Annotated in this window: 21 protein-coding genes; 7 read left to right on the top strand and 14 right to left on the bottom strand. The window is 63.9% G+C overall.

Features of this window, described 5'->3' with window-relative positions:
- Position 1: 1 nt before the first annotated feature.
- Positions 2–604: a dimethylsulfonioproprionate lyase family protein gene (locus M2281_RS16290; RefSeq protein WP_280822222.1), complete on the bottom strand. Its 603-nt coding sequence runs from the start codon at positions 602–604 to the stop codon at positions 2–4.
- A gap of 210 nt (positions 605–814) precedes the next feature.
- On the opposite strand from M2281_RS16290, the gene M2281_RS16285 reads away from it, so the two are divergent.
- Complete coding sequence (locus M2281_RS16285) at positions 815–1,984, top strand: isobutyryl-CoA dehydrogenase (protein ID WP_280822221.1); 1,170 nt, start codon at positions 815–817, stop codon at positions 1,982–1,984.
- 69 nt (positions 1,985–2,053) lie between these two features.
- Entirely contained in the window at positions 2,054–2,938 is an 885-nt protein-coding gene (gene mmsB / locus M2281_RS16280) for a 3-hydroxyisobutyrate dehydrogenase (protein ID WP_280822220.1), read from the top strand.
- Positions 2,939–3,200: 262 nt separating this feature from the next.
- Here mmsB and M2281_RS16275 read toward each other — a convergent pair whose 3' ends face one another.
- From M2281_RS16275 to M2281_RS16265, 3 genes are all read right to left on the bottom strand, one after another.
- Positions 3,201–3,479, bottom strand: coding sequence for a hypothetical protein (locus tag M2281_RS16275; protein WP_280822219.1), 279 nt, complete (start codon positions 3,477–3,479; stop codon positions 3,201–3,203).
- Positions 3,480–3,694: 215 nt separating this feature from the next.
- Positions 3,695–5,077, bottom strand: a complete 1,383-nt coding sequence (locus tag M2281_RS16270) for an aspartate aminotransferase family protein (protein WP_280822217.1) — start codon at positions 5,075–5,077, stop codon at positions 3,695–3,697.
- 208 nt (positions 5,078–5,285) lie between these two features.
- The gene (locus M2281_RS16265) at positions 5,286–6,464 is read right to left on the bottom strand and encodes an MFS transporter (RefSeq protein ID WP_280822216.1); all 1,179 of its coding nucleotides are present in this window, start codon (positions 6,462–6,464) and stop codon (positions 5,286–5,288) included.
- A 215-nt stretch (positions 6,465–6,679) separates the two neighbouring features.
- Between M2281_RS16265 and M2281_RS16260 the strand changes: the two genes are divergently transcribed.
- The 3 genes from M2281_RS16260 (at position 6,680) to M2281_RS16250 (ending at position 12,299) form a co-directional block, all read left to right on the top strand.
- On the top strand, positions 6,680–8,257 hold the full coding sequence (locus M2281_RS16260) for a trimethylamine methyltransferase family protein (protein ID WP_280822215.1): 1,578 nt from the start codon (positions 6,680–6,682) through the stop codon (positions 8,255–8,257).
- A gap of 79 nt (positions 8,258–8,336) precedes the next feature.
- Entirely contained in the window at positions 8,337–10,907 is a 2,571-nt protein-coding gene (locus tag M2281_RS16255; protein ID WP_280822214.1) for a GcvT family protein, read from the top strand.
- A gap of 12 nt (positions 10,908–10,919) precedes the next feature.
- Positions 10,920–12,299, top strand: coding sequence for a M24 family metallopeptidase (locus M2281_RS16250; protein ID WP_280822498.1), 1,380 nt, complete (start codon positions 10,920–10,922; stop codon positions 12,297–12,299).
- Between the two features lie 90 nt (positions 12,300–12,389).
- On the opposite strand, the gene M2281_RS16245 is transcribed toward M2281_RS16250, so the two are convergent.
- A complete protein-coding gene (locus M2281_RS16245) occupies positions 12,390–13,190 on the bottom strand; it encodes a phosphate/phosphite/phosphonate ABC transporter substrate-binding protein (protein ID WP_280822213.1) in 801 nt (266 codons plus the stop codon).
- Positions 13,191–13,230: 40 nt separating this feature from the next.
- Positions 13,231–14,244, bottom strand: a complete 1,014-nt coding sequence (locus M2281_RS16240; RefSeq protein WP_280822212.1) for a fatty acid desaturase — start codon at positions 14,242–14,244, stop codon at positions 13,231–13,233.
- Positions 14,245–14,467: 223 nt separating this feature from the next.
- On the opposite strand from M2281_RS16240, the gene M2281_RS16235 reads away from it, so the two are divergent.
- The gene (locus tag M2281_RS16235; protein WP_280822211.1) at positions 14,468–15,319 is read left to right on the top strand and encodes a helix-turn-helix domain-containing protein; all 852 of its coding nucleotides are present in this window, start codon (positions 14,468–14,470) and stop codon (positions 15,317–15,319) included.
- 73 nt (positions 15,320–15,392) lie between these two features.
- Positions 15,393–16,421 carry a betaine--homocysteine S-methyltransferase gene (gene bmt, locus M2281_RS16230; RefSeq protein WP_280822210.1) on the top strand — a complete coding sequence of 343 codons (1,029 nt, stop codon included), beginning with the start codon at positions 15,393–15,395 and terminating at the stop codon, positions 16,419–16,421.
- A 118-nt stretch (positions 16,422–16,539) separates the two neighbouring features.
- Here bmt and M2281_RS16225 read toward each other — a convergent pair whose 3' ends face one another.
- From M2281_RS16225 to M2281_RS16190, 8 genes are all read right to left on the bottom strand, one after another.
- Positions 16,540–17,127, bottom strand: coding sequence for a PadR family transcriptional regulator (locus M2281_RS16225; RefSeq protein WP_280822209.1), 588 nt, complete (start codon positions 17,125–17,127; stop codon positions 16,540–16,542).
- Positions 17,128–17,537: 410 nt separating this feature from the next.
- Positions 17,538–17,801, bottom strand: coding sequence for a hypothetical protein (locus M2281_RS16220; protein WP_280822208.1), 264 nt, complete (start codon positions 17,799–17,801; stop codon positions 17,538–17,540).
- A 119-nt stretch (positions 17,802–17,920) separates the two neighbouring features.
- Positions 17,921–18,355, bottom strand: a complete 435-nt coding sequence (locus M2281_RS16215) for a DUF1810 domain-containing protein (RefSeq protein ID WP_280822207.1) — start codon at positions 18,353–18,355, stop codon at positions 17,921–17,923.
- A gap of 1 nt (position 18,356) precedes the next feature.
- Positions 18,357–19,082, bottom strand: coding sequence for a dienelactone hydrolase family protein (locus M2281_RS16210; protein ID WP_280822206.1), 726 nt, complete (start codon positions 19,080–19,082; stop codon positions 18,357–18,359).
- A 120-nt stretch (positions 19,083–19,202) separates the two neighbouring features.
- The gene (locus M2281_RS16205; RefSeq protein ID WP_280822205.1) at positions 19,203–20,513 is read right to left on the bottom strand and encodes a CynX/NimT family MFS transporter; all 1,311 of its coding nucleotides are present in this window, start codon (positions 20,511–20,513) and stop codon (positions 19,203–19,205) included.
- Between the two features lie 2 nt (positions 20,514–20,515).
- On the bottom strand, positions 20,516–21,193 hold the full coding sequence (locus M2281_RS16200; RefSeq protein WP_280822204.1) for a FadR/GntR family transcriptional regulator: 678 nt from the start codon (positions 21,191–21,193) through the stop codon (positions 20,516–20,518).
- A gap of 144 nt (positions 21,194–21,337) precedes the next feature.
- A complete protein-coding gene (locus tag M2281_RS16195; protein WP_280822203.1) occupies positions 21,338–22,027 on the bottom strand; it encodes a hypothetical protein in 690 nt (229 codons plus the stop codon).
- A 96-nt stretch (positions 22,028–22,123) separates the two neighbouring features.
- Positions 22,124–23,698 carry a trimethylamine methyltransferase family protein gene (locus M2281_RS16190; protein ID WP_280822202.1) on the bottom strand — a complete coding sequence of 525 codons (1,575 nt, stop codon included), beginning with the start codon at positions 23,696–23,698 and terminating at the stop codon, positions 22,124–22,126.
- Between the last annotated feature and the right edge of the window lie 238 nt (positions 23,699–23,936).

Genomic DNA, 23,936 nt, shown 5'->3' with positions numbered 1-23,936 from the left:
CTTACTCCGCCTTGCCGGTGATGGTGGAGCGCGCGGCGAGCGGCCCGCCGCGCCACAGATAGAGCGCCAGCAGCGGTTCGGCCCCGGTCCTCATCGCATGATTGACGTTGGAGGGATGGTGGATGACCTCGCCCGCCGCGCGCGGCACAAAACCGCTCTCGCCTTTGCGCCACTCGGTGCCGCCGGTGAGCGGGATGTAGATTTCCTCGGCCACATGATGATGGTCGGGATAGACGATGTTGGGGCCAAGGATCAGAAGCCCGCCGGCCATCTGATCGTTGGCGAAATGGCCCCGCGTGCCGAACACTTCCAGCCAGCCGTAATTGTCGATGAAGTGCTGGCCGAAATCGGCCGGCGTGTAGGTCTGGCCCCAGCGCAGTTCATTGCGATGTTTGGCGACTAGGGCCGCGAGTGGCCGGAACGATGGGGACGAAAGTTCGGTGGTGCGGTCGAGAAGAATCGAACTTTTCAGAACGTTCGGCTCCAGCGAGCGCTGCGGCATCGACCAGCAGAGCGACGAGGTGAAGTCGCGCAGGCGCTCGTCCTCGACGGTAGCCTGCGCATCGCGGAACCTGTCCAACAGCTCTTCGAAAATCGTCGTCACGGATAAAGCCTCGAACTTCACAAATGCACAGCCGCTTCGCACAAGGTCGGGTTGCGCGGGGGCATCATTGGTCTAGATTGAATCGCGTGCCTAGACCCCGCTTCAAAAGTCGCAGACTTTTCGAAGCGGATCCTGCGGCAAAGCGAACATTTTCGACGCCCACAGGCCAGCCGGCGTTCCGGCGTCGGAGGAATGCTAGGGAGCAGACAAATGGACGCCTCCACCGATCCGACAGCCGGCCAGTTCGAACTCAACGAGGAACAGCGCGCCATCCAGGAAATGGCGGACGCCTTCGCGCAAGACCGCGTGGCGCCGCATGCGCTGGAATGGGACCGCAACCATCATTTTCCCGCCGACGTGATCCGCGAGACCGGCCAGCTCGGCTTCGGCGGCATCTATGTGCGCGACGATGTCGGCGGCTCGGCGCTGAAGCGGCTGGATGCCGTCTTGGTGTTCGAGGCACTGTCCGAGGCCTGCCCGGCCTTTTCGTCCTTCATCTCCATCCACAATATGGGCGCGTGGATGATCGACACTTTTGGCAATGAGGAGCAGCGCCAGCGCTTTTTGCCAAAACTCACCTCCATGGAATGGCTGGCAAGCTACTGCCTGACCGAGCCGGGCTCAGGCTCGGACGCGGCGGCACTGAAGACGCGCGCGGTGAAAAGCGGCGGCGACTATGTGCTGAACGGCGCAAAACAGTTCATTTCCGGCGCGGGCGACAGCGACATCTACGTCACCATGGTGCGCACCGGCCAGGAAGGCCCCAAAGGCATCTCGACGCTGATCGTGCCAAAGGACGCGCCCGGCCTTTCCTTCGGTGCGCAGGAACACAAGATGGGCTGGCACATGCAGTCCACCCGGCAGGTGATCTTCGAGGACTGCAAGGTCCCAGCTAAAAACCTGCTCTCCGACGAAGGCGCCGGTTTCCGCATCGCCATGTCAGGGCTCGATGGCGGACGGCTCAACATCGCCGCCTGCTCGCTGGGCGGGGCGCAATCCGCGCTCGAAAAGGCGCTGGCCTACACCGCCGACCGCAAGGCCTTCGGCCAGGCGATCAACCAGTTCCAGGCGCTGCAATTCCGGCTCGCCGATATGGAAACCGAGCTGCAGGCAGCGCGGATCTTCCTCTACACCGCCGCCTCCAAGCTCGATCGCAAGGCGCCCGACGCCGGAAAATGGTCGGCCATGGCCAAACGCCTCGTCACGGACACCGGCTTCAAGGTGGCCAACGAGGCGCTTCAGTTGCATGGCGGCTATGGCTACCTGCACGACTATGGCGTCGAGAAGCTGGTGCGCGACCTGCGCGTGCACCAGATCCTTGAAGGCAGCAACGAGATCATGCGCGTAATCATTGCCCGCGCCCTAATCGGGCGGGATTAGGGGAATAGGGCACTAGGATAAGACCGCAGTGCCCTCACTTACTGCCCCACTATCCGGAGGAGAACCTACATGACCACCATCGCCTTCATCGGCCTCGGCAATATGGGCAATCCCATGGCCGCCAATCTCGTCAAGGCGGGGCACAAGGTGCAGGGTTTCGACCTCATCGCCCAGAACCTGGACACCGCGCGCGAGCACGGGGTGGCCGTGATGACGGACGCCGATGCGATGGTGAAGGATGCGGAGGTCGTGATCACCATGCTGCCGGCCGGCAAGCATGTGCTGGCCGTCTATGAGGATATCGCGCCGAAAGCGGCGAAAGGGGCGCTCTTCATCGACTGCTCTACCATCGACGTGGAATCGGCGCGCAAGGCGCACGCGATTGCGGCAAAGCATGGCTTGCCTTCCATCGACGCGCCGGTTTCGGGCGGCACCGGCGGGGCGGCGGCAGGCACCCTCACCTTCATGGCGGGCGGTTCGGATGAAGCCTTCGCCAAGGCCGAGCCGATCCTGCAGCCGATGGCCGGCCGCATCGTGCATTGCGGCGGTGACGGCGCCGGCCAGGCGGCCAAGATCTGCAACAACATGATCCTCGGCATTTCGATGATCGGCGTGGCTGAAGCCTTCGTGCTGGCCGAAAAGCTTGGCCTGTCGCACCAGGCGCTGTTCGACGTCGCCTCCACCTCGTCCGGCCAGTGCTGGTCGCTGACCACCTATTGCCCGGTGCCCGGTCCAGTGCCCTCCTCGCCCGCGAACCGCGACTACAAGCCCGGCTTTGCGGCATCGCTGATGCTGAAGGACCTGAAGCTTGCGCAGGAGGCCGCACAAGGCTCGGGCGCTGTCACGCCGCTTGGTGCGGAGGCCGCGCAGCTCTATGCGCTGTTCAACGCACAGGGCCAGGGCGGCGTCGACTTTTCCGGTATCATCAACTTCCTGCGCGGCGCGGCTAAGTAAGTCGCATACGAAATTCTTAGCCGAACAGCCGGAAAAAGTTACAAATTTAGGTTTGATTAAGCTCTCGCTAACCACGCGGTAACAATGTCTGGGTAGAACGGTGTGCAGGCGGGATCGCAAGCCGCCGCACGCTCCGGATCAGGTACTGCGTACCGGAGCTGTTACCTTCGCAGCGTTTCGGGGTCGCGAAGGGCCATGCGTATTTATGGCAAAGCCGTGCTCTTCCACCCAACGGAAGACGCGGTTTTTGCCTTTTGCCACGCTACGATTTTCTCGAAAGCCTCCGGAAATTCGCCTTCACGCGCCGGCTTGCCGGCTTCAATGCGGCTTGCGCCGAGCGGGTTGCGGCTCTGCCGGGGACCGAGGATTTCCGACCTGCGAAGGCGTCGAACCAGAAAATGGTAGCCGACCGCATCAGGGAAAGCTGCGCGGCCAGAATGCCATCCGCGAGGGCAACATTCTTCTCCGTGATCGCCCGCCATGCCTCGGCGCCGACAACTTTGCCGCCGCGTTTTTCTCTGGCCATCAGCGGCAGGCGCATGGCGATCACCATTGGCGCAAGCATCAAATCGAATGCGATGGCTGCGCCGCGATGCATGTCTTCCGGAGAAACAAGGGTTTTCATCGGAGGCCTTGAGGTGACGGATCACTCTCGGCAACGCGGGCGACAAAGTTCCGTTCCGGCTGGCCATTCCCTAATGCGAAACGGGCGCGGAAAAGTTCCGCGCCCGTCGTTGTTCAAGACCTTGCTTGACCTTACTTGGCCTTGCTGAGGTCGGCCAAAGCGAGATCGAGCGCCTTGGCGATACGGTCGCCGGCCATGTCGATGGTCTCGCGGGTCCAGATCAGCGGCGGCGACAGGATCATCGAGTCGCCGGTGGCGCGCATCATCATGCCCTGGGCGATGGCGTGGTCGCGCACGGCGACGGCCGCACTGCCTTCCGGCTGGAAGCGCTCGCGGGTTGCCTTGTCCTTCACGATCTCGATCGCGCCCATCAGGCCGAAGCTGCGCACTTCGCCCACCAGCGGGTGACCGGAGATGCGCTCCTTCAGCATTTTTGCGAAATACGGACCGGTGTCGTTCTTGACGCGCTCGATCAAACCTTCGTTCTCGATGATCTCGAGGTTCTTCAGCGCCACCGCGCAGGCCACCGGGTGACCCGAATAGGTGTAGCCGTGGTAGAACTCGCCGCCCTTCTCGACCAGCGTCTTGGAGATGCGGTCGCCAACCAGCAGCGCCGACAGCGGCTGGTAGCCGGAGGTGAGCGCCTTGGCGGTGGTGATGGTGTCGGGCTCGATGCCCATCGACTGCGCCGCGAACCATTCGCCCGTCCGGCCGTAACCGGTGATGACCTCGTCGAGCATCAAGAGCACGTCGTGCTTGCGGCAGATGCGCTGGATTTCCGGCCAGTAGCTTGCCGGCGGGATCTTCACGCCGCCCGCGCCCATGATCGGCTCGCCGATGAAGGCGGCAACGTTTTCCGCACCGGCTTCGAGGATCGCGTCCTCGACGGCCTTGGCCGCACGCAGACCGAAATCATGATCGCTCTCGCCCGGCAGAGCGAGTTCGTAGGCATAGGGCATCATCACATGCTTGATGTTGGGCACGGCACCGCCGAGCTGCTCATGCATGCCGCTCATGCCGCCGAGCGAAGTCGCGGCAACCGTCGAGCCGTGATAGGCCATGTTGCGCGAGATGATGATGTTCTTCTCGGGCTTGCCTTCCAGCGCCCAGTAATGGCGCACCAGACGCAGGGCCGTGTCGTTCGATTCCGAACCCGACGAGCCGTAAAACACCTGGTTGATGTGGTTGGGCGCAATCTCGGCCAGCTTCTTGGAGAGCAGCACCGGCGTCGGCGTCGCGCAGCGGAAGAAGGAGTTGTAGTAGGGCAGCTCCTTCATCTGCTCATAGGCGGCTTCGGCCAGCTCGTTGCGGCCGTAGCCGACATTGACGCACCACAGGCCGGCCATTCCGTCGAGCAGCGCATGGCCCTCGGAATCATAGATGAACGGGCCGTCGGCGCGCACGATCATGCGTGCGCCGGACGCGCGCAGGTCCTTGTGGTCGGTGAAGGGGTGAAGATAGTGCGCAGAGTCGATCGCCTGCAGCTGCGAAAGCGAAAAGTTCTGGTAAGTCATGGGTTTGTCCATTCCAGTTGAATCATTCCGGCAAGGCCGGTCGTAATGTTTCAGCTGAAGGACGACGGCGGCGAATAGCCGATGCGGGCACACAGGCGCAAAAGCTCGGTATGCCGTGTACGCGGCGAAGGCGTCACGGCAACCAGATGCGCGCGGAGTTTGCGATGCAGTACCATTGCTCAAATCTAGACGAAGCGAGGCCCGATGTTCAAGCCTCGTTTCGGCGCTGCCAGGCGCGGAACCCTGCAAAACCGATCAGCACCAGGCAAAGCGCGCCCAGCAAAACCGGCAGGCCCTGAACGCCGACGAACTGCATGACGCTGCCCGCGCCCGGCGGGCCGGCGATGCCACCCACCCCCCACATCAGCCCGAAGGCCGCGTTTCCCGTCACCAGCATCGCGCCCGAGAACCGGTTGCCGAGTTCGATCAGCGCCATTGTGTAGATGCCGTAGGAAACGGCGCCGAGCACGAACAGCATTGGCCAGATCGCCGGCGTCTCGATCAGCACCGGCAACAGCGCCGCACCTGCGAGACTCGCCACCGCGCAGCCGATCATCACCGCACGGGCGGTGAAGCGTTCGGCGAGCAGGCCGAGCGGAATCTGCAGCGCGACGTTGCCCGCAACCATGGTGGCGAGCAGCGCCGCCAGGACGCGCTCGGGAATCGCGTAGCTGGCGCCATAGACCGGCAGCAGCGCGAAGGCGCTCTGCTCGAAGGCGGAGGAAACGACGACTGCCAGAAGCAGCGCCGGCGCATGCCGGACAAAGCCCGACAGGGGCGTGTGACCATCGTCATCGAACATGGACGGCAGGCGCGGCGCAACGATCGACAGGCACACGGCGCAGGTCAGGAAGGCGGTGATGCCGATGGTGAAGGGCGCCCAGCCGGCGGTGCCTACCAGCATGAGACTGAAGGGACCCGCCGCAAACCCGGCGCCTATGATGGCGGTGTAGATGCCCATCAGCCGGCCGCGTCGCGACGGTGGCGCAAGCGAAAGCATCCAGACCTCGCTCAGCACGTAGAGCGGATCGATGACGACGCCGACGAGGAAACGCAGAACGAACCAGGCAAATCCGTTCTGCAGATAGCCAATGAGCAGGAACAAGGCGCCGGCCGCAAGCGCGCAACTGACGACGATACGCGTCGCCCCGACCTTCTGCACCAGCCACGGTACGAAGGGCGCAGAAGCGATGAGGCCGAGCGGCGTCATGGCCGCCGACAGGCCGATCAGCGCCGGCGGCATGCCCTGCTTCTGCATCAGGAAGGTGAACAGCGGATAGCTGAGACCCTGCGCGATGGCGAAGACCGACACCGTGGCAATGACGCCAAGGATAGGCACCCACGGCACGTCCGCGGACAGTTCGGCCTCGCTGCGAACGATGTTCATGAATCCCCCCCACGCAATGCGCATCGCCTAAACCTGTGACGCCTGCGCGTCATCCCTCCAGTTCGGGCGCCACATCTAGCCGACGGAAGGGATCGCGGTCCAGACTCCACCACCACCATGTCGCTTTGCTCGCGCTAATGGTCGTCGCATCCGCAATAAAGGATATCCGGCCAGTCCATTATGCCGTCCATCTTCGCTCTGCCATGAGGCTTGTCATGACCGCTGCCCTGAACCCCGCAGAACCGGTTCTTGCGACCGACCGCACCCGCCGCGGCGGCCGTGCGGGCAAACGCGCCGGCGGCTCGGCGGCGTTCGAACAGCCGCCGTTCCGGCACCTGCGCATTCCGTTCGAGCCGACGCGTCTAGTTTCCGACGATGAGCTGGAATCGATCCACCTCGCGTCGCTGCGCGTGCTGAAGGAGATCGGCGTCGACGTGCTGCATGACGAGGCTCGCGCGATCATGAAGCGTCACGGCGCCGATGTTCGCGACGGCTCCGAGCGCGTGCGCTTCGACAGCGACATGATCCTGGAGCTGATTTCGCACGCCCCGTCCGAATTCACGCTGCATGCGCGCAACCCCGCCCACAATGTGCGCCTGGGCGGCAACAATCTCGTCTTTTCGCAGATGGCATCGGCGCCCAATTGCTCCGATCTCGACCGAGGCCGCAGGGCGGGCAACCAGGTGGATTTCCGCAATCTGGTGAAGCTCGGCCAGATGCACAACATTCTACACGTCACCGGTGGCTATCCGGTCGAGCCGGTGGATCTGCATCCGTCGATCCGGCACCTGGAATGCCTGCGCGACTTCGTGCTCCTGACCGACAAGGCTTTCCATGCCTACTCGCTGGGTAAAGAGCGCAACCTGGACGGCATCGAGATCTGCAGGATCGGCCGCGGCGTGTCGATGGAACAGTTCGTGGAAGAACCTTCCCTGCTCACCATCATCAACACCAACTCGCCGCTAAAACTCGACATTCCGATGATGGAGGGCATCATCCAGATGTCCTCGCACGGGCAGGCGGTCATCGTCACGCCGTTTACGCTGTCGGGCGCCATGGCGCCCGTCACAGTGGCCGGCGCGCTGGTGCAGCAGAACGCCGAGGCGCTGGCCGGCATCGCATTCGCGCAGATGGTGAAGAAGGGCGCGCCGGTCGGCTATGGCGGCTTCACCTCCAATGTCGACATGAAGTCGGGCGCACCCGCATTCGGCACGCCGGAATATATGAAAGCCCAGCTCGTCGGCGGCCAGCTCGCCCGGCGCTACAAGATCCCCTACCGCACCTCCAATGTCTGCGCCGCCAATGCGGTGGACGCGCAGGCCGCCTATGAAAGCGTGTTTTCGCTGTGGGGTTGCATCCAGGGTGGCGGCAACTTCATCAAGCACGCGGCCGGCTGGCTGGAAGGCGGCCTGACCTGCTCCTACGAGAAGACCATCCTCGACATCGACCTCTTGCAGATGGTGGCGGAGTTCCTGACCCCGCTCGACCTGTCGGAAGATGCGCTTGCCGTCGACGCCATCCGAGATGTCGGCCCCGGCGGCCACTTCTTCGGCACCGCGCACACCCAGTCGCGCTACAAGACCGCCTTTTATGCGCCGGTCCTCTCCGACTGGCGCAATTTCGAGACCTGGACCGAGGCCGGCTCGCCGACCGCGGTGGAGAAGGCCAACAGGGTCTGGAAGGAGCGCCTGGCGAATTACGAAGAACCAGCGATCGACCCGGCCATCCGCGAGGAACTCGACGCCTTCGTGGCAAAGCGCAAGGCCGAAGGCGGCGCACCGACGGATTTTTGACATCAACTCGACCCCCTGATCCCAAATCAGGGGGCTGCCACATCTTGACTCACTCCATTAGATCGAGAGCCTCAACACCATGAAATCCCACGTAAAAGCTGTAGTCATCGGCGGCGGTGTCGTCGGCTGCTCGGTGCTCTATCACCTCGCCCGCGCCGGCTGGAAGGACGTCATGCTGATCGAGCGGTCGGAGCTGACCTCCGGCTCGTCCTGGCACGCGGCCGGCGGCTTCCACACGCTGAATGGCGATCCCAACGTAGCCAAGCTGCAGGCCTATACGGTGCAGCTCTACAAGGAGCTGGAAGAGGTTTCCGGCCAGTCGTGCTCGCTGCACCTCACCGGCGGCATCATGATGGCCGACAGCCCGGAGCGCATGGACTTCCTGCGGCTCGCCCACGCCAAGGGCCGCTATCTCGGCATGGACACCGAGCTGATCACGCCCTCCGAGGCCAAGGCGATGTTCCCGCTGATGGACGAGAAGAACTTCGTCGGCGCCATGTGGGATCCGGTCGAAGGCCATCTCGATCCGTCCGGCACCACACACGCCTATGCCAAGGCCGCCCAAAAGCTCGGCGCCGAGATCGTGCTGCGCAATCCGGTCAAGGAACTGACGCAGGAGGTCGACGGCACCTGGAACGTGATCACCGAGCAGGGCACGGTGAAGGCCGAGCATGTGGTGAACTGCGGCGGCCTCTGGGCGCGCGAAGTGGGCCGCATGGTCGGCCTCGAACTTCCGGTTCTGGCCATGGAGCACATGTATCTGCTCACCGAGCCGATGCCGGAGGTGGAAGAGTTCAACAAGTCGACTGGCCGCGAGCTGGTAGGCGTGCTCGACTTCAAGGGCGAGATCTATACGCGCCAGGAGCGCAACGGCATCCTGCTCGGCACCTATGAGAAGGCCTGCAAGCCCTGGTCGCCGGTCAATACGCCGTGGGACTTCGGCCACGAGCTGTTGCAGCCCGACATCGACCGCATCGCGCCGTCTCTGGAAATCGGCTTCAAGCACTTCCCGGGCATTGCCAACGCGGGCATCAAGCAGATCATCAACGGCCCCTTCACCTTCGCGCCCGACGGCAATCCGCTGGTCGGCCCGGTGCAGGGCCTGACGAACTACTGGACCGCCTGCGCCGTCATGGCCGGTTTTTCGCAGGGCGGCGGCGTCGGCCTCGCTTTGTCCAACTGGATGGTGCATGGCGATCCAGGCTTCGACGTCTGGGGCATGGACGTCTCGCGCTACGGCGAGTGGGCCACGCTGCGCTACACCAATGCCAAGGTGCGCGAAAACTATTCGCGCCGCTTCTCGATCCGCTTCCCCAACGAGGAACTACCGGCCGCCCGGCCCGCGCAGACCACCCCGCTCTACGACACGATGGTCGCCAACAACGCCGTCATGGGCGACAGCTGGGGCCTGGAAACCCCGCTGTGGTTTGCGCCCAAGGGCACCGAGCCGAAGGACATCGTTTCCTTCCGCCGCTCCAACGACTTTGAGCACATCGGCAACGAAGTGCGCGCGACCCGCGAGCGCGTCGGCGTGACCGAGATCGCCAACTTCGCCAAGTATGAGGTGTCCGGCCCCGGTTCGGAAGATTTCCTCAACCGTCTGATGACCAACCGCATGCCGAAGACCGGCAGGCTGGTGCTGACCCCGATGCTGAACGAATTCGGCAAGCTGATCGGCGACTTCACCATCGCCAAGGCAGCCGAAGACCGCTTCATGATCTGGGGCTCGTCGGCGGCGCAGAAGTACCATATGCGCTGGTTCGAGAAGCACCTGCCCAAGAACGGCTCGGTGCGCATCCACCGCTTCGACCAGACGCTCGTCGGCCTTTCGATTGCCGGCCCGCGCGCGCAGGACCTGCTTGCCAAGCTGGTCGACGCGGACGTTTCGACCAAGGCCTTCCGCTTCATGGACTATCGTGAAATGGCGGTCGGCGGCGCGCCCTGCATGGTCAACCGCATCAGCTACACCGGCGACCTCGGCTACGAGATCTGGATGGCACCGGCCTATCAGCGCCTCGTCTACAAGGCGATCAAGGAAGCGGGCGAGGAATTCGGCATCGTCGATTTCGGCATGCGCGCGCTTCTGTCCATGCGCCTCGAAAAGAACTTCCCGACCTGGTTCCGCGAACTGCGGCCGATCTACGGCCCGTTCGAAGGTTCGATGGATCGCTTCATCCGCATGGAGAAGAACGACTTCATCGGCCGCGAGGCAGCCGCGAGGGAGCAGGCGAAGGGTCCGAAACTGCGCCGCGTCTCCTTCATTGTCGACGCGCTCGACGCCGACGTGATGGGCGACGAGCCGATCTGGGCAAAAATCTCGGCCGATTACGGCACGGTGGAAAAGCCGCATGGCTACGGCGCGCCGCGCTTCGATGAGACCGGCAAGGAAGCGCGCGGCTCGGCTGCCGACGAAGGCGACTCGAGCATCCGCGGCATCGTCGATGGCGAATGGCGCGTGGTGGGCTGGGTCACCTCGGGTGGCTATGCGCACTACGTCCAAAAGTCTCTGGCGCAGGGCTATGTGCCCGCCGCCCTTGCCGAGAACGAAAGCGAAGGCATGTTCGAGATCGAGATCCTGGGCAAGCGTCGCCCGGCCCGCATCAACGTGCAGCCGCTGTTCGACCCGGCCGGCGAAAAGATGCGGGGTTGAGCCATGACGACGATGACCGGCCGGACCTCTGGAAATTTCGGCCGGCATCGCAAGATCATGCCATTCGATCCGGGCGGCGGAGGTGCTTCGTCGCCCGTTTCCGTTGAGTATCTGCGCGCCGCCGCGCGCGACAAGGCCGCTACGCTCAACCAGCATGTGCTGGGCTATGGCGAAGTGGCCGAGCGTGAATGGTGCGAGGCGGGCATCCCTGCCCCCGACCTGCCGGCCATGCGGCGCTACCGGCTCGAGCGCATTCGCGCGGAACTGAAGCGCCGAGACTATGCAGGTGCCCTGCTCTACGATCCGGTCAACATCCGCTACGCGACCGACTCCACCAACATGCAGTTGTGGGTCGCGCACAACCCGACGCGCCACTGCTTCGTTGCGACCGAAGGTCCGGTCGTCCTGTTCGACTATTTCTCTTGCGAGCATCTTTCCGACCATTCGGGCGTCGTGGACGAGGTCCGGCCGGCGGTGTCGTGGATGTATCTCTATAGCGGTGATCTGACCGACATGAAGGTGCGGCGCTGGGCGGCGGGAATTGCCGACCTGGTGCGCGAGCATGGCGGCGGCAACAACCGCATCGCCGTCGACCATCTCGACCATGAAGGGGTCGAGGCGCTGGCCCGGCTCGGCGTCACGGTCGGCAGTGGCGAAGCGGTGATGGAAAATGCGCGGCTGATCAAATCGCCCGACGAACTCCTCTGCATGCGCCGCTCCATCGTGGCCTGCGAGGCGGCCATGAGCGAAATGGAATCCGCGTTGAGGCCCGGCATTTCCGAAAACGAGCTTTGGGCAGAGCTGCACCGCGGTAACATCGCCCGCGGCGGCGAGTGGATCGAAACGCGGCTGTTGGCATCGGGTCCGCGCACCAATCCCTGGTTCCAGGAGTGTTCGTCGCGCGTCATCGAGGCCGGCGATCTCGTCGCCTTCGACACCGATCTCATCGGGCCCTATGGCTTCTGCGCCGACCTGTCCCGCACATGGCTCTGTGGCGACGGCCAACCGAGCAACGAGCAGAGCGACCTATACCGCATCGCCGCCGACCAGATCGCCCACAATACCGAATTGATGAAGCCGGGCATGTCGTTCCGCGATCTCGTCGAGGCATCGGAAGTGCCTCCGCCGGACTGCTTTCCCGCCCGCTACGGTGTGCTCTATCACGGCGTCGGCCTTGCCGACGAATACCCGACCCTGCCGCATGCGTCCGACTGGACGGCGGACACGCCGGACGGCGAGCTCGAGCCCGGCATGGTGCTGTGCGTGGAAAGCTATATCGGCCGCCTGGGCGGGCACGAGGGCGTGAAGATCGAGGAGCAGGTGCTGATCACCGGCTCCGGAAACGAAAAGCTGTCGCGCTATCCGTTGGATGCAAGGCTCATGGCCGGCTGAAGCATGATCCCGACAAGTTGCAGACTTGTCGGACAAGATCATGCGTCAAGAAGAAATTCTTAGAGCGCGTCTCAGAGACGTCATGTCGCTCTAAGCCGAAGCTTGCAGCGCTGATTGCAGCTTCTCGAAGGTCGCGTCGGACGTGCTTGCCGGCGCGATGAAGGGCAACCCCTTGCGCAGCCCCGTCCAGCCGACGATGCGCAGCTTGGCCACTTCAGGCTCGAAGCGCCTTGCCAGGGCAAGGGTCCGACAATCTACAGCGCAAACATCCGCCCGCCCCTCCGCCACTGCCACGATGGACAGTCGATGGCCGCCGGTCTCGACCAGTTCTGAAAACAGGTCGATGCTCTCGCCAGTTGCCTCCAGATCGCGTGTCAGGGCGATGATGCCGGACATGGAGTCGTCGCTGTTGTAGGCGAGCCTTTTGCCCCTGATGGTCTCCAGCGGAAGGCACGGCGCGCCGTCGTCTGGCGGAGCAACATCCGCCTGGCCGTCCGCGCGCATCATGAGGGCGCTCGAATAGAACTCGCCCCGTCCACCGAGGAAAGCCGAGTAGTCGGGCTGGCTCACCACGCGCACATGCGACGCGAGCCCCTGTTCCATCGGGCCCCAGCAGGTCTGGGTGAAGAGCAGCGAAGGGTGCAGCCAGAGCGAGGGCAGGTGAAGCTCCTCGGGCGGCAGCGTGGCCGGATCCGGCGCCACGACATTGCCCTCGGCGTCCCTGATGCCGCCGGGCACCGACGGCATGTCGGCGTTGCGGCGGACGAGAGCCTCCGGCGCGTTGAGGCCCGCAGCGCGAAAGGCCTTGCGCAGACGCCCCCATTCGGCGTCGGTTTCGGCCTGCATCTCAGGCCAGTCGTACATGGCAAGTGCTGCAATCATTTCGCTCATGGCCCTATTTTGCTGCGCGCATCTGCAGGAGCAAGCAAATCTATTCCTTCGGCGGCTCGGCCGGCACCGGCGCGGTTCCCAGCCCATGCACCGAGCGGGCACGCACGCGCGGCGCAAAGGCGCGGCCCGCTTCAGGTGTGCGGCGCAACACCGGATGCACCACCGGCTCCTTGGCGCGGAACGCATATTGCCGAAGCAGCGCAAAATAGTTCGGGAACAGGTATCCCCGGTTCATCGCGACCCATTCCTCGCGGCGTTCGCGGAACAGCTTTGGCAACTTGTACCAGGCGACCGTCGGGCTGTGATGATGCACGAAATGCAGATTGTTATTTAGGAACAGGAAGGACAGCGGCGAGCGCTCGATGATGACCGTGCGACCATCCGGCCGTTCCGACCACTGGTGCTCGGCGAAGGTTCGCATTGAGATCAGCGACTGGCCGAGCCAGACCGGCACGAGCACGTAAAGCCAGAACGGGATTTGGAATACGAAAACCACGAGCGGTATGACGATGGCGAGCCCGATCGCGTGCAGCAGCCATGCCTTGCGCACCGCGCGGTCCCCCTGAAGGATCGACCGGGCATCGGCAAGCAGGAAGCCGACCGTGCCCAGTGGCGGATTGAGGACAAAACGCCCGACCATGGTGTTGTTGGCCGTAAGCAGCATCTTCATGAAGCGCGGAAGCTCATGATGCTTCCAGACGGACTGGTAGAAGCTTTCCGGATCGTCGAAAGGATCGGTCAGGTTGTCGTCGCAATGGTGGCGCAGATGCAGCGCCTTGAAGCGGCGGTAGGGATAGACCAGTCCGATCGGCAGACCGACCAACAGTTCGTTGACCCATGCCTTGCGCGTCGGGTGGCCGTGCAGCGCCTCGTGGATGAGTGAGGACTGCATCGCAAGCAGGAAGCCAAGGATCAGCAGGGTCAGTATCGGATAGTGTGGCCGGAGGAAGTAGGACGCTCCCGCCCAAGAGCCGTATGTTGCGGCGATCAGCGCAACTGTCGGCCACTCGATTGCCGGCGCGCAATTCCGCCTTACGCCCTTATCGTATGCCATGTCCCACTCACTTCCCCGGAACTGCCGGCAATTCGGCACCTCCTGACAGGATGCTGTCAGTAGTCAGATCAAGATTCAACGCGACAATGGGAACAGAATGTTGATTTTGCGCTTCTTAATGCGCAATTGTTGTGAATTGTAAACAAACCCGTGGAACAAACGCTATGTTGTGTGCGTTCATGAAGGTGAAGCACACGGAACTTGGCGTGCAGGGAGCCGCAGCGTGGACAAACGTGATCTTTCCGGGGTGTTTCGCGAGCGGCTGAAGACGCTGCTGCAGCGTTCGGGCCAGAATCAATCGGCCTTCGCCGCTTCGGTCGGCATCGACCGCTCGGCATTGTCGCAACTGCTGTCGGACGAGGCCACGCGCCTGCCCCGCGCCGAGACGCTGATGACGATCGCCGCCGAGCACAAGGTCTCGCTCGACTGGCTGCTCGGCCTCAGCCAGGACGAAGGCCTGACCGGCGAGATCCGGGAAAGCCTGGAGATCGAGGATGCCCCCGGTGGCTTTGACCGCACGCTGCTGGCCAAATGGCATGCCGAGGCGGTGGGCACCAAGATCCGCTATGTGCCGGCCGGCATTCCCGACCTTTTGCGCACGGAAGCCCTCGTGGAATACGAGGCAGACATTTCCAACAAGAGCCGGCAGAGCCAGGCCGGCGAAACGCAATACCGCATCGACTACAGCCGGCGGCCGGAAACCGATATGGAAGTGTGCATGCCGCGCCACACGCTGGAGATTTTCGCGCACGGCATGGGAATCTGGGATCGCTTTCCCGAGCGCGAGCGGCGCGAACAGCTGCACCACATGGCCGATCTCCTCGAGGATCTCTACCCGACTTTCCGGCTCTTCCTCTACGACGGGCGGCTGCGCTACTCGGTGCCCTACACCATCTTCGGGCCCTATCGTGCCGCCATCTATGTCGGCGAAATGTATATGGTGCTGAACGCCACCCAGCCGATCCGCACGTTGACCCGGCATTTCGACAATCTGATCCGCAGCGCCGAGATCAACGCCCATGAGGCGGCCGGTTTTGCCCGCCGGTTGGCCGAAACGGAGCTTGCGCCGGCATAGCCAGCGCCGTTGACTGGATATAAGGATTTCTTTATATCCTTACTCCAGATCTCACTCCCTAAGGCAGCTTTCCATGACCAACCCAATCGACGCACTCCTGGCGGAGAAGGGCGTGCTTCTCGCAGACGGCGCCACCGGCACCAACCTGTTCGCCATGGGATTGGAGTCCGGCGAGGCACCGGAACTGTGGAACGAGACCGCGCCCGAGAAGATCGCGACGCTGCATCAGAAATTCGTCGATGCCGGCGCCGACATCATCCTCACCAATTCCTTTGGCGGCACTCGCCATCGCCTGAAGCTGCATCACGCGCAGGACCGCGTCTACGAACTCAACAAGCTTGCTGCCGAGATCGCCCGTTCGGTTGCCGACAAGGCCGGCCGCAAGGTCATCGTTGCCGGGTCGGTTGGACCGACCGGCGAGCTGCTGGTGCCGCTCGGCGCCCTCACCTATGAGGAAGCCGTCGGGGCCTTTGCCGAGCAGATCAGGGGCCTGAAAGATGGCGGCGCCGAGATCGCCTGGATCGAGACCATGTCGGCTCCCGACGAGGCGCGCGCGGCTGCGCAGGCGGCCATCGATGCTGGCATGCCCTACACCTATACGGTCTCCTTCGACACCGCCGGCCGCTCGATGATGGGCCTTGCGCCGAAGGACATCCATGGCGTTTCCAATGGACTCACCGAAACGCCGGTCGCCGTCGGCGCCAATTGTGGCGTCGGCGCGGCCGATATCCTCGCCTCGCTGCTCGACATGACCGCCGCAAAGCCGGAGGCGACAGTGATCGTGAAGGGCAATTGCGGCATCCCCGAATTCCGCGGCACGGAAATCCACTATTCCGGCACGCCCGAGCTGATGGCCGACTATGTGCGGCTGGCCGTCGACAGCGGCGCCCGGATCATCGGCGGTTGCTGCGGCACTTCGTTTGCCCACCTCGCCGCCATGCGCGAGGCGCTGGATACGCATCACAAGGCCACCCGCCCGACGGTCGAAGCGATCGTGGAGCGCATCGGCCCGTTGCGCAACAAGACGGCTGCCGAGAGCGGCGCTGGCGCTGCAGAGGGCGAAGGCGGCGGACGTCGCGAGCGCCGGCGCAGCCGCGGCTGATTTTATCCCCGTCCCGTAGCGGGCGCGGGAAGCCGACCTCAAAGAAAAGGCACCGTCGCAGTCGATGCGACGGTGCCTTTTTCGTTCCGAGGCCGGTGTCGGGCCGGAGCGTCGACGCTCAGAGCTTGTCGAAGTCGCTGCGCGCCTTCTTCAGGATCTGCACGGCCTTTTCGGCCTGCTCGGGCGTCAGCGAGCCCTCGCGCAGTCGCATGACGACCGCCCGGCGCAGCGCGCGGAACTCGTCGCCAAGCGCCGCACCGCCCATCTCGGCCGAAGCCTCGTCGAGCTGGGCAATGAGGCGCGCCAACTCCTCGGCGTGATCGGCAAGATAGGCCTTGCCTTCCTCGGTGATCGAATAGAGCCGCTTGTTGCCTTCCGTCTGCGAGGAGACGAGATCGGCCTCCTCCAGCATCTGCAGCATCGGGTAGATCGCGCCGGGGCTGGGGCTATAGGCGCCCTGGAACTTGGCTTCGAGCGCCTTGATGATGTCGTAGCCGTGGCGCGGCTCCTCGGCGATCAGGCCGAGCACGACGAGCCGCAGCGCACCGGGGTCGAACATGCGGGGGCCGCGTCCGCCGAACGGGCCGCCATGATGACGGCCAAAGCGCCCGCCACCGCGGCCGAAGCGTCCGCCGCCCCTGCCGCCTTCCGCGCCCGACATGAACCAGTCGCCGCCGCACTTCTTCATTTTTGCGTGCATGAACATGCGAGTACCTCTCATGGGTTTCGTTTCTGTGCGATATATCTATGCAACGATATATCTTTTACAAGTTATATCGCGGCAAAGATGTATCGACAAAATCGTAAGCAGCTGTTTTCATGGGAGAAATTTTTCAGGCTCGACGGCATCAGGATTACGTTCATCGCTTTCTGAAGACCGGGCACAGGCTTCACCAACCGCAAAATGCGCTCGCTGACGGGAGCAACATTGTGGCGCCTGTAGGCAATTGATGGAAGTCGAGGAAAGGCAGCCAGCGCCCCATCGAGCGGGCAGGCACCGGGCCGGAAAAAGCGTCGTCAGGATGAGAAAAGCAAAACGGCGCGCGATGGTTTCATCGGCGCCGTCTGTAAGAAGGCGTTTCGCTAGCCAGCTGAAACGCGGTCAGAATAAGTTCCTCAGTCGGAGCTGGTTTCGCTGTAGCTCTGCTGCGCGGTGCGCAGGTCTGTCTGGCTGCTGTCATTCTTCATCTGAATGAGAACGTCCGACAATGCCGGGCTGACGATCTGGTCGAGCATCAGGCGAAAACGTTCATTGGTGAGGGCCGAACGGGCAACGTCGCGCGCGGCGGCGACATCCTGCCGAATCCGGGCTGTCTCGGCGGCTCCGTGCATCGAAGCGCCCTGCGCTGCTTCTGTTCCAACGGCACGGCCCAGACCCAAGCTCGCGACTCCCCGAATGTTCATTCCTACCCCCGATCTGCTGTGCTGTCCGATAGCAGGCGCATCTTGCCGAAGCGTGTCTTTCGGCACTTGCATTTGATTAGAGTTTTAGGAGCGGCTCAGGTCCTCAGGCGCTCGAGAGTGGCCTGATCGGCGATGCCGCCGAAATAGCGGTCGAGAGCCTGACGGAAAATTGGGTCCTCGGAGGCAGCCTGCTCGAAGAGCGTCAGCGAGGAACGCAGCTTGCGGTCGTCCGGACTGCCGAAAATCTCATGTGCCGAACGCCCCTTGATCTCGAGAAGCAGGCCTACGCATAGCCGCAGCCGCGGCCCCAGCACCGGGTGCTCCAGATAGGCCCGCGCCTCGCCCAGCGACCCAATCGCATAGCGTTGCGACATAGCGCTCATGCCGAGGCCCGCGACCTGGGGGAAGACGAACCACATCCAGTGGCTGGTCTTGCGGCCATGCTTCAGTTCGGCACAAACCTCGGCGATAACAGGATCCTGCGCACTGACGAAGCGGACAAGATCGAAAGGGTCCGCCGGGTCCGTCATCTCAGCGCAGCGCCTCAGAGAAGAACTCGGTCAGACGCTTCCAGTGACGCTCGGCGCCGACCTTGTTGTAGGCGCCGTGGTCGGGCACGCACCAGCCATGCTCCATGCCGACATAGTTTTCGATGATGTGATCGATTTCGGCCGCGCGCAGCGCTTCGGCAAGCCGCGCCGACTGTTCTGGCGGAAAGCTGCTGTCGACGCCGGCGGTGCCGACATAGACCCGTGCCTTGATCTCGGCCGCTCGCCGGTACGGGCTGTCGGGCGCGTCGCTTGCGAGGTTGCCGCCATGCAGGGACGCCGCAGCCTTTATTCGGTCGGGGTAGCTGGCAGCCGCGTTGAGCGCCCGCGCACCGCCCAGGCAGTAGCCCACCGTGCCGATGGGGCCGGTGACGCCTGCGGCCACCAGCGCATCGATGAATGCGCCGCTGTCGCGGTTGGTCATCTCCTGGGTGGTGGCGCCCAGGATCGCCATCAAGGCCTTCCTGCTGTCTTCATTTTCGAACGCGGTCGCGGCATCGAACGGACCATAGGGCGCGTTACGGTAGAAGAGATCGGGCACCAGCACGGCGTAACCTTCGGCGGCCAGACGCTCGGCCATGCCGTCGAGCGCGGGACGCGGGCCGAAGGCGTCCATGTAGAGGATCACGCCGGCCTTTGCGCCCGCGCCGAACAGGCCGGCTTGGGCCGTGCCGTCCTTGGTCTTGATCTCGATGTCCTTCTTGGCCATTGTCGAGCCCTCTCCTGCTGTCTCCTGGGCGATAGATACCCGCGCAAAGGCCGTCGGCAAGGTTTCGGCCGACATGCCCTGCAAAGATATCGGGAATCAGGCGGGCGTCGCCAAGACCTGTCAGCCGTCGATCCGCACCGCTCGCGCGCTCACTTGCAGCGCACGGCCGGCTCCCAGACCGGCAATGGCGGCACCGATGCCCAGCGCCACGAACAAAATCGCGGTCGGTTGGAAACTGCCGGTCCAGCCGCGAATGAGGCCTACCAGCAGCGGGCCGATGGCAGCCAGCACATAGCCGACGCCCTGCGCCATGCCCGACAGGTGGGCTGCGACATGCGAATCCGGCGAACGCAGCACGATCAGCGTCATGGCCGCCGCGATCAGGCCGCCCTGCCCGATGCCCTGCAGAATTGCCCAGACAACGATGGTCGAGGTGGGCGCGAACAGGATGCCGAACAAAGCGATGACGGCAATGGTCACCAGCCCGACATTCACCGCGCGCTGGTTCTTCTGGCGCACGGCAAAGGACGGCACCGCAAGGCAGGTGACCACCTGCGCCATGACCGAGAGCGAGACCAGCGCACCGGCGGTGGTTGCGTCAAAGCCGCGTTCGCGCAGGATGGGCGCCAGCCACCCGAAGACGCAGTAGGCCAGCGCCGACTGCAAGCCCATGAACAGGGTCACTTGCCATGCAAGGCGGTCACGCCACAGGCCGGTGACGCGGAAGCCGCTGTGGCTGACCGTCCGGCGGCTGCCAAGCGCCTGCGGCGTCCAGATCAGCGCCACGATGACGGCCGGCAAGGCCCACACGGCCAAGGCGCCCGACCACGAGCCGGTCAGCAGATGCTCGATCGGCAAGGTGAGCCCAGCGGCTCCCGCAGAGCCGCCACACAACGCCATGGTATAGAGCCCGGTCATCATGGCCACCCTGTCGGGGAAATCGCGCTTCACGAGACCCGGCAGCAGCACGTTGCCAATCGCGATCGCCCCGCCGGCGAGGAAGGTGGCGAAGAACAGGAGCGGCACGGATTCCAGGCCGCGCAGCGCCGTGCCGAGCGCCAAGAGAAGCAGTGCGCCGAGCAGGGTGCGTTCGGCTCCGAAGCGCTGTGCGAGCTTGGGCGCGAGCGGCGCGAAAATACCAAGGCAAAGCACGGGCAGCGTCGTCAGCAGGCTTGCCCAAATGGTCGAAAGCCCGGCCTCCTGCATCACTTCCGGCAGCAGCACCGAAAGGCTGGAGAACAGCGGGCGCAGATTGAAGGCGATCAGTACGAGGCTGGCGCCGAGCACGAAGCGCGCTCCGGGGCTGCGCAGAACGGGAGGTTGCGGCTTGGGAAGGCTGTCTTCCTCGGCATCGATCAGCTGCTCGTCCAGCGCGTTCATGGCGGCGAGCCGCGCCTGCCGGTCGTCCGGGTCGGAAAAATTCTGGTTCATTCTCATTGCGAAAGTAGCCGATCGAGTTCGTGGAGGACGGGCGCCATGAAGGCGCGGACAGCGGCGGCGGCCCGGTCCGGATTTCCGGATGCGATGCCATCGACGATGGCCGCGTGGGCGGCTGCATCCGGTTCGGGCAACTGGCCTGCAAGGGTGGAGTCAATCGTCTCGGCGATTGCCCCGGTGAAGAAGTCGTAGAGTTCCAACATCGCGCGGTTGCCGGAAGCCTCGACAATCGCCCTGTGGAACGCGAGGTCACGGCGGACGAAGCCCTCGCGGTCGGGATCGGCCGTCGTGCCGCGCGCGGCAAGCAGCCGGTTCAGCTTTCCGAGGTCGGCCGGCGTGTGGCGGATGGCGGCGAGGCGCGCAGCCTCGGCGTCGAGTGCCGTGCGTGCCTCCCACTGGTCGCGCAGGCCCGCGCGCTTGACCCGGTCGAGGGCGGCGCTGGGGTCGACCGCCGAGCGCACATAGGTGCCGGAGCCCTGCCGCGTTTCCAGCAACCCCTGCGAAACCAGCGCACGCACCGCCTCGCGCACCGTGCCGCGGCTGACCGACAGCATTTCGCTTAGCGTCGCTTCGTTGGGAATGCGCTCGCCCACGGACCAGCGTCCGCTGACGATCTCGGCGCGGACGCTTGCGGCGGCGCTGTCGGTAAGGTTGGTTCTGGTTGCGGGCTGCATGGCATAAAACATCAAGTCATCTGATGACTCAGCACATAGCTCCGCTGATCGCTTTGCGTCAACCCGTCCGACCGAGGCAGGCGATCAAGATTGCGCGAGAGGCGGCCAGATCGAAATGTCGGGCGGCAAGCCACGCCAACGCGATCAGCGTTTTGGGCGGGCAAAGCTGGCCATATGAAACGCCTGCACTTCAGCCGGATAGCGATACTGCGCGCCGTACGGACAGGCATTCCGGTCGAGGCAGCCACCGCTTCGGCAAGGCGCGCCATTCGAGCCACGAACATGCGCAAGGCAAGCTTCATAGGCAAACCCATCCGGCGAATAGGCCTCGACCGGACAGGATTTCATGCAAGGTTTTCCGACACATGCATCGCAAAGATGAATCGATTCGCGAGGTTCCTGAATCGGAATCTCGATCTCGAAAAGCAGCGCCCCGCGATAGGCGTGCCAGAGGCCGTATTCCGGATGCATGAGAATGCCGAGCGGCGACGGTTTTAGTCCCTCGGCCCGCATCGCCCATTGCTGGAAGGGCAGCCATGGCTTGTCCGATGGCGACACGGCGCGCGCGCCGAACTCTTGTGCCACCTGCCCGATCACCTCGCGCGACCATGTGTCGAGCGGATTCTCCAGCTCGGCCGGCTGCTGCCCGCACCAGCGCCGGAAATGCGGCCAGGGCGCGGCACCCGCCTGCCCTACGAGCAGCACCGATTTGGCCAGCACGCTCGATGGTCCGGGCGGAGTTTCCTCTCCGTCCCCGAAATTGAAACCGCCGCGCTGGATGAGACCATGCTCGGCCAGCGCGGCGGAAATGTCTTCAAGGAAGCGGGGTGACAAGTCTCACCCCTTCCGGACCGGATCGGAAAACGCCGTCCGCCAGACTTCCTTGTGAATAATGCTGGCCACTTTAGCCCGGCCAGAATCGGGCTCTCTTCAAGTGAAGGCGTCGGGCATCGACTCTTTCTTGCGAGCCATGAAGTCCTTGAGCGCCTCGTCGATGCCTTCGTCGAGATGCGGCGCCTCGTAGCTTTCCAGCCAGCGGCGGGCGAGCTCGTTGGCGCGCTGCGGTGCGGTCTTCTGCCCTTCGGCCAGCCACTGCTCGTAGGAATTGTTGTCGGCAATCGACGAGCGGTAGAAGGCCGACTGGAAGTTGGCCTGGGTATGGTCGCAGCCGAGATAGTGGCTGCCCGGCCCCACCTGGCGGATGGCGTCCATGGCCTGGCCGTTCTCCGAAAGGTCGACGCCCTCGGCAAACTTCTGCTGCATGCCGAGCTGGTCGATGTCCATCATGAACTTCTCGTAGCAGGAGGCGAGACCGCCTTCGAGCCAGCCGGCGGCGTGGAGCACGAAGTTGGTGCCGGCCAGAACCGTCGAGTTGAGCGTGTTGGCGCTTTCATAGGCCGCCTGCGCATCCGGAACCTTGGAGGCGCAGAGCGAGCCGCCGGTGCGGAACGGCAGGCCGAGACGGCGGGCAAGCTGGGCTGCGCCATAGGACACCAGCGACGGCTCCGGCGTGCCGAAGGTCGGTGCGCCCGACTGCATCGAGATCGACGACGCGAAGGTGCCGAAGATCACCGGAGCGCCGGGGCGGATTAGCTGGGTGAAGGAAGCGCCGGCCAGCACCTCGGCCAGAACCTGGGTCAGCGTGCCGGCCACCGTCACCGGGCTCATGGCGCCGGCGAGAATGAACGGCGTGACGATGCAGGCCTGGTTGTTGCGGGCATAGACCTTCAGCGCGCCAAGCATGGTCTCGTCGAAGACCATCGGCGAGTTGGCGTTGATGAGGCTGGTGAGAACGGTGTTCTCGTCGACGAACTTCTCGCCGAAGAGGATCTTGCACATCGCGATCGTGTCTTCCGCGCGCTCGGGCGCGGTGACCGAGCCCATGAACGGCTTGTCGGAATATTTGATGTGCGCATAGATCATGTCGAGATGGCGCTTGTTGACCGGGATGTCCACCGGCTCACAAACCGTGCCACCCGAATGATGGATCGACGGCGCCATATAGGCGAGTTTTACGAAATTCTGGAAATCGGCGATCGTCGCGTAGCGGCGGTTGCCGTCGAGGTCGCGGACGAAGGGCGGGCCGTAAACCGGAGCGAACACGGTGGCGTTGCCGCCGATCTGCACCGAACGGGCGGCGTTGCGCGCGTGCTGCGTGTAGATCGAGGGCGCGGTCTTGAGCAGCGAGCGGCAGAGCCCCTTGGGGAAATGCACGCGCTCGCCCTTCACGTCGGCGCCGGCTTGCTTCCACAGCGCCAGTGCTTCGGCGTCGTCGCGAAATTCGATGCCGACTTCTTCCAGCACGATCTCGGCATTCTTCTCGATCAGTGCCAGGCCTTCCTCGTCGAGGACGTCGTAGACCTTGATCTTGCGGTTGATATAGGTCTGCTGCACGCCGGGGCCGCCGCCAGAACGTGCTGCGCGCCGCGCTGCGGCGCCACCACCGGCGCCACGGCCGCGTCGCGTGCCGGAGCCATCCTGCTCGGACGAGAGATTATCTTCCATAGAAGTCATCCTTAGAAACCTGACATCGGGCGCCGTGTTCGCCCCCCTGTCCGGATCGTAGTCATGCACCTTTGCCGAAACGGCCCGCAAGCGCCAAGACCTGTCTCAAAATCGACAACAAAAGCTATAAATTTACAGTCGCTTTCCTTTTGCCGGAGGTCGCAAATCAGCTATGGCGAAATGCCCTTTGCGTAATACCTATTGTAGCGAAATTGCGCGCCGGGCGTAAGTGCCGCCG

This window comes from Pseudaminobacter soli (ex Li et al. 2025), from assembly GCF_029892515.1.
Taxonomy (GTDB): Bacteria; Pseudomonadota; Alphaproteobacteria; order Rhizobiales; family Rhizobiaceae; genus Pseudaminobacter; species Pseudaminobacter soli_A.
Note: the sequence above shows the minus strand (reverse complement) of the source record. Positions and strands in the feature narration are given on the sequence as shown.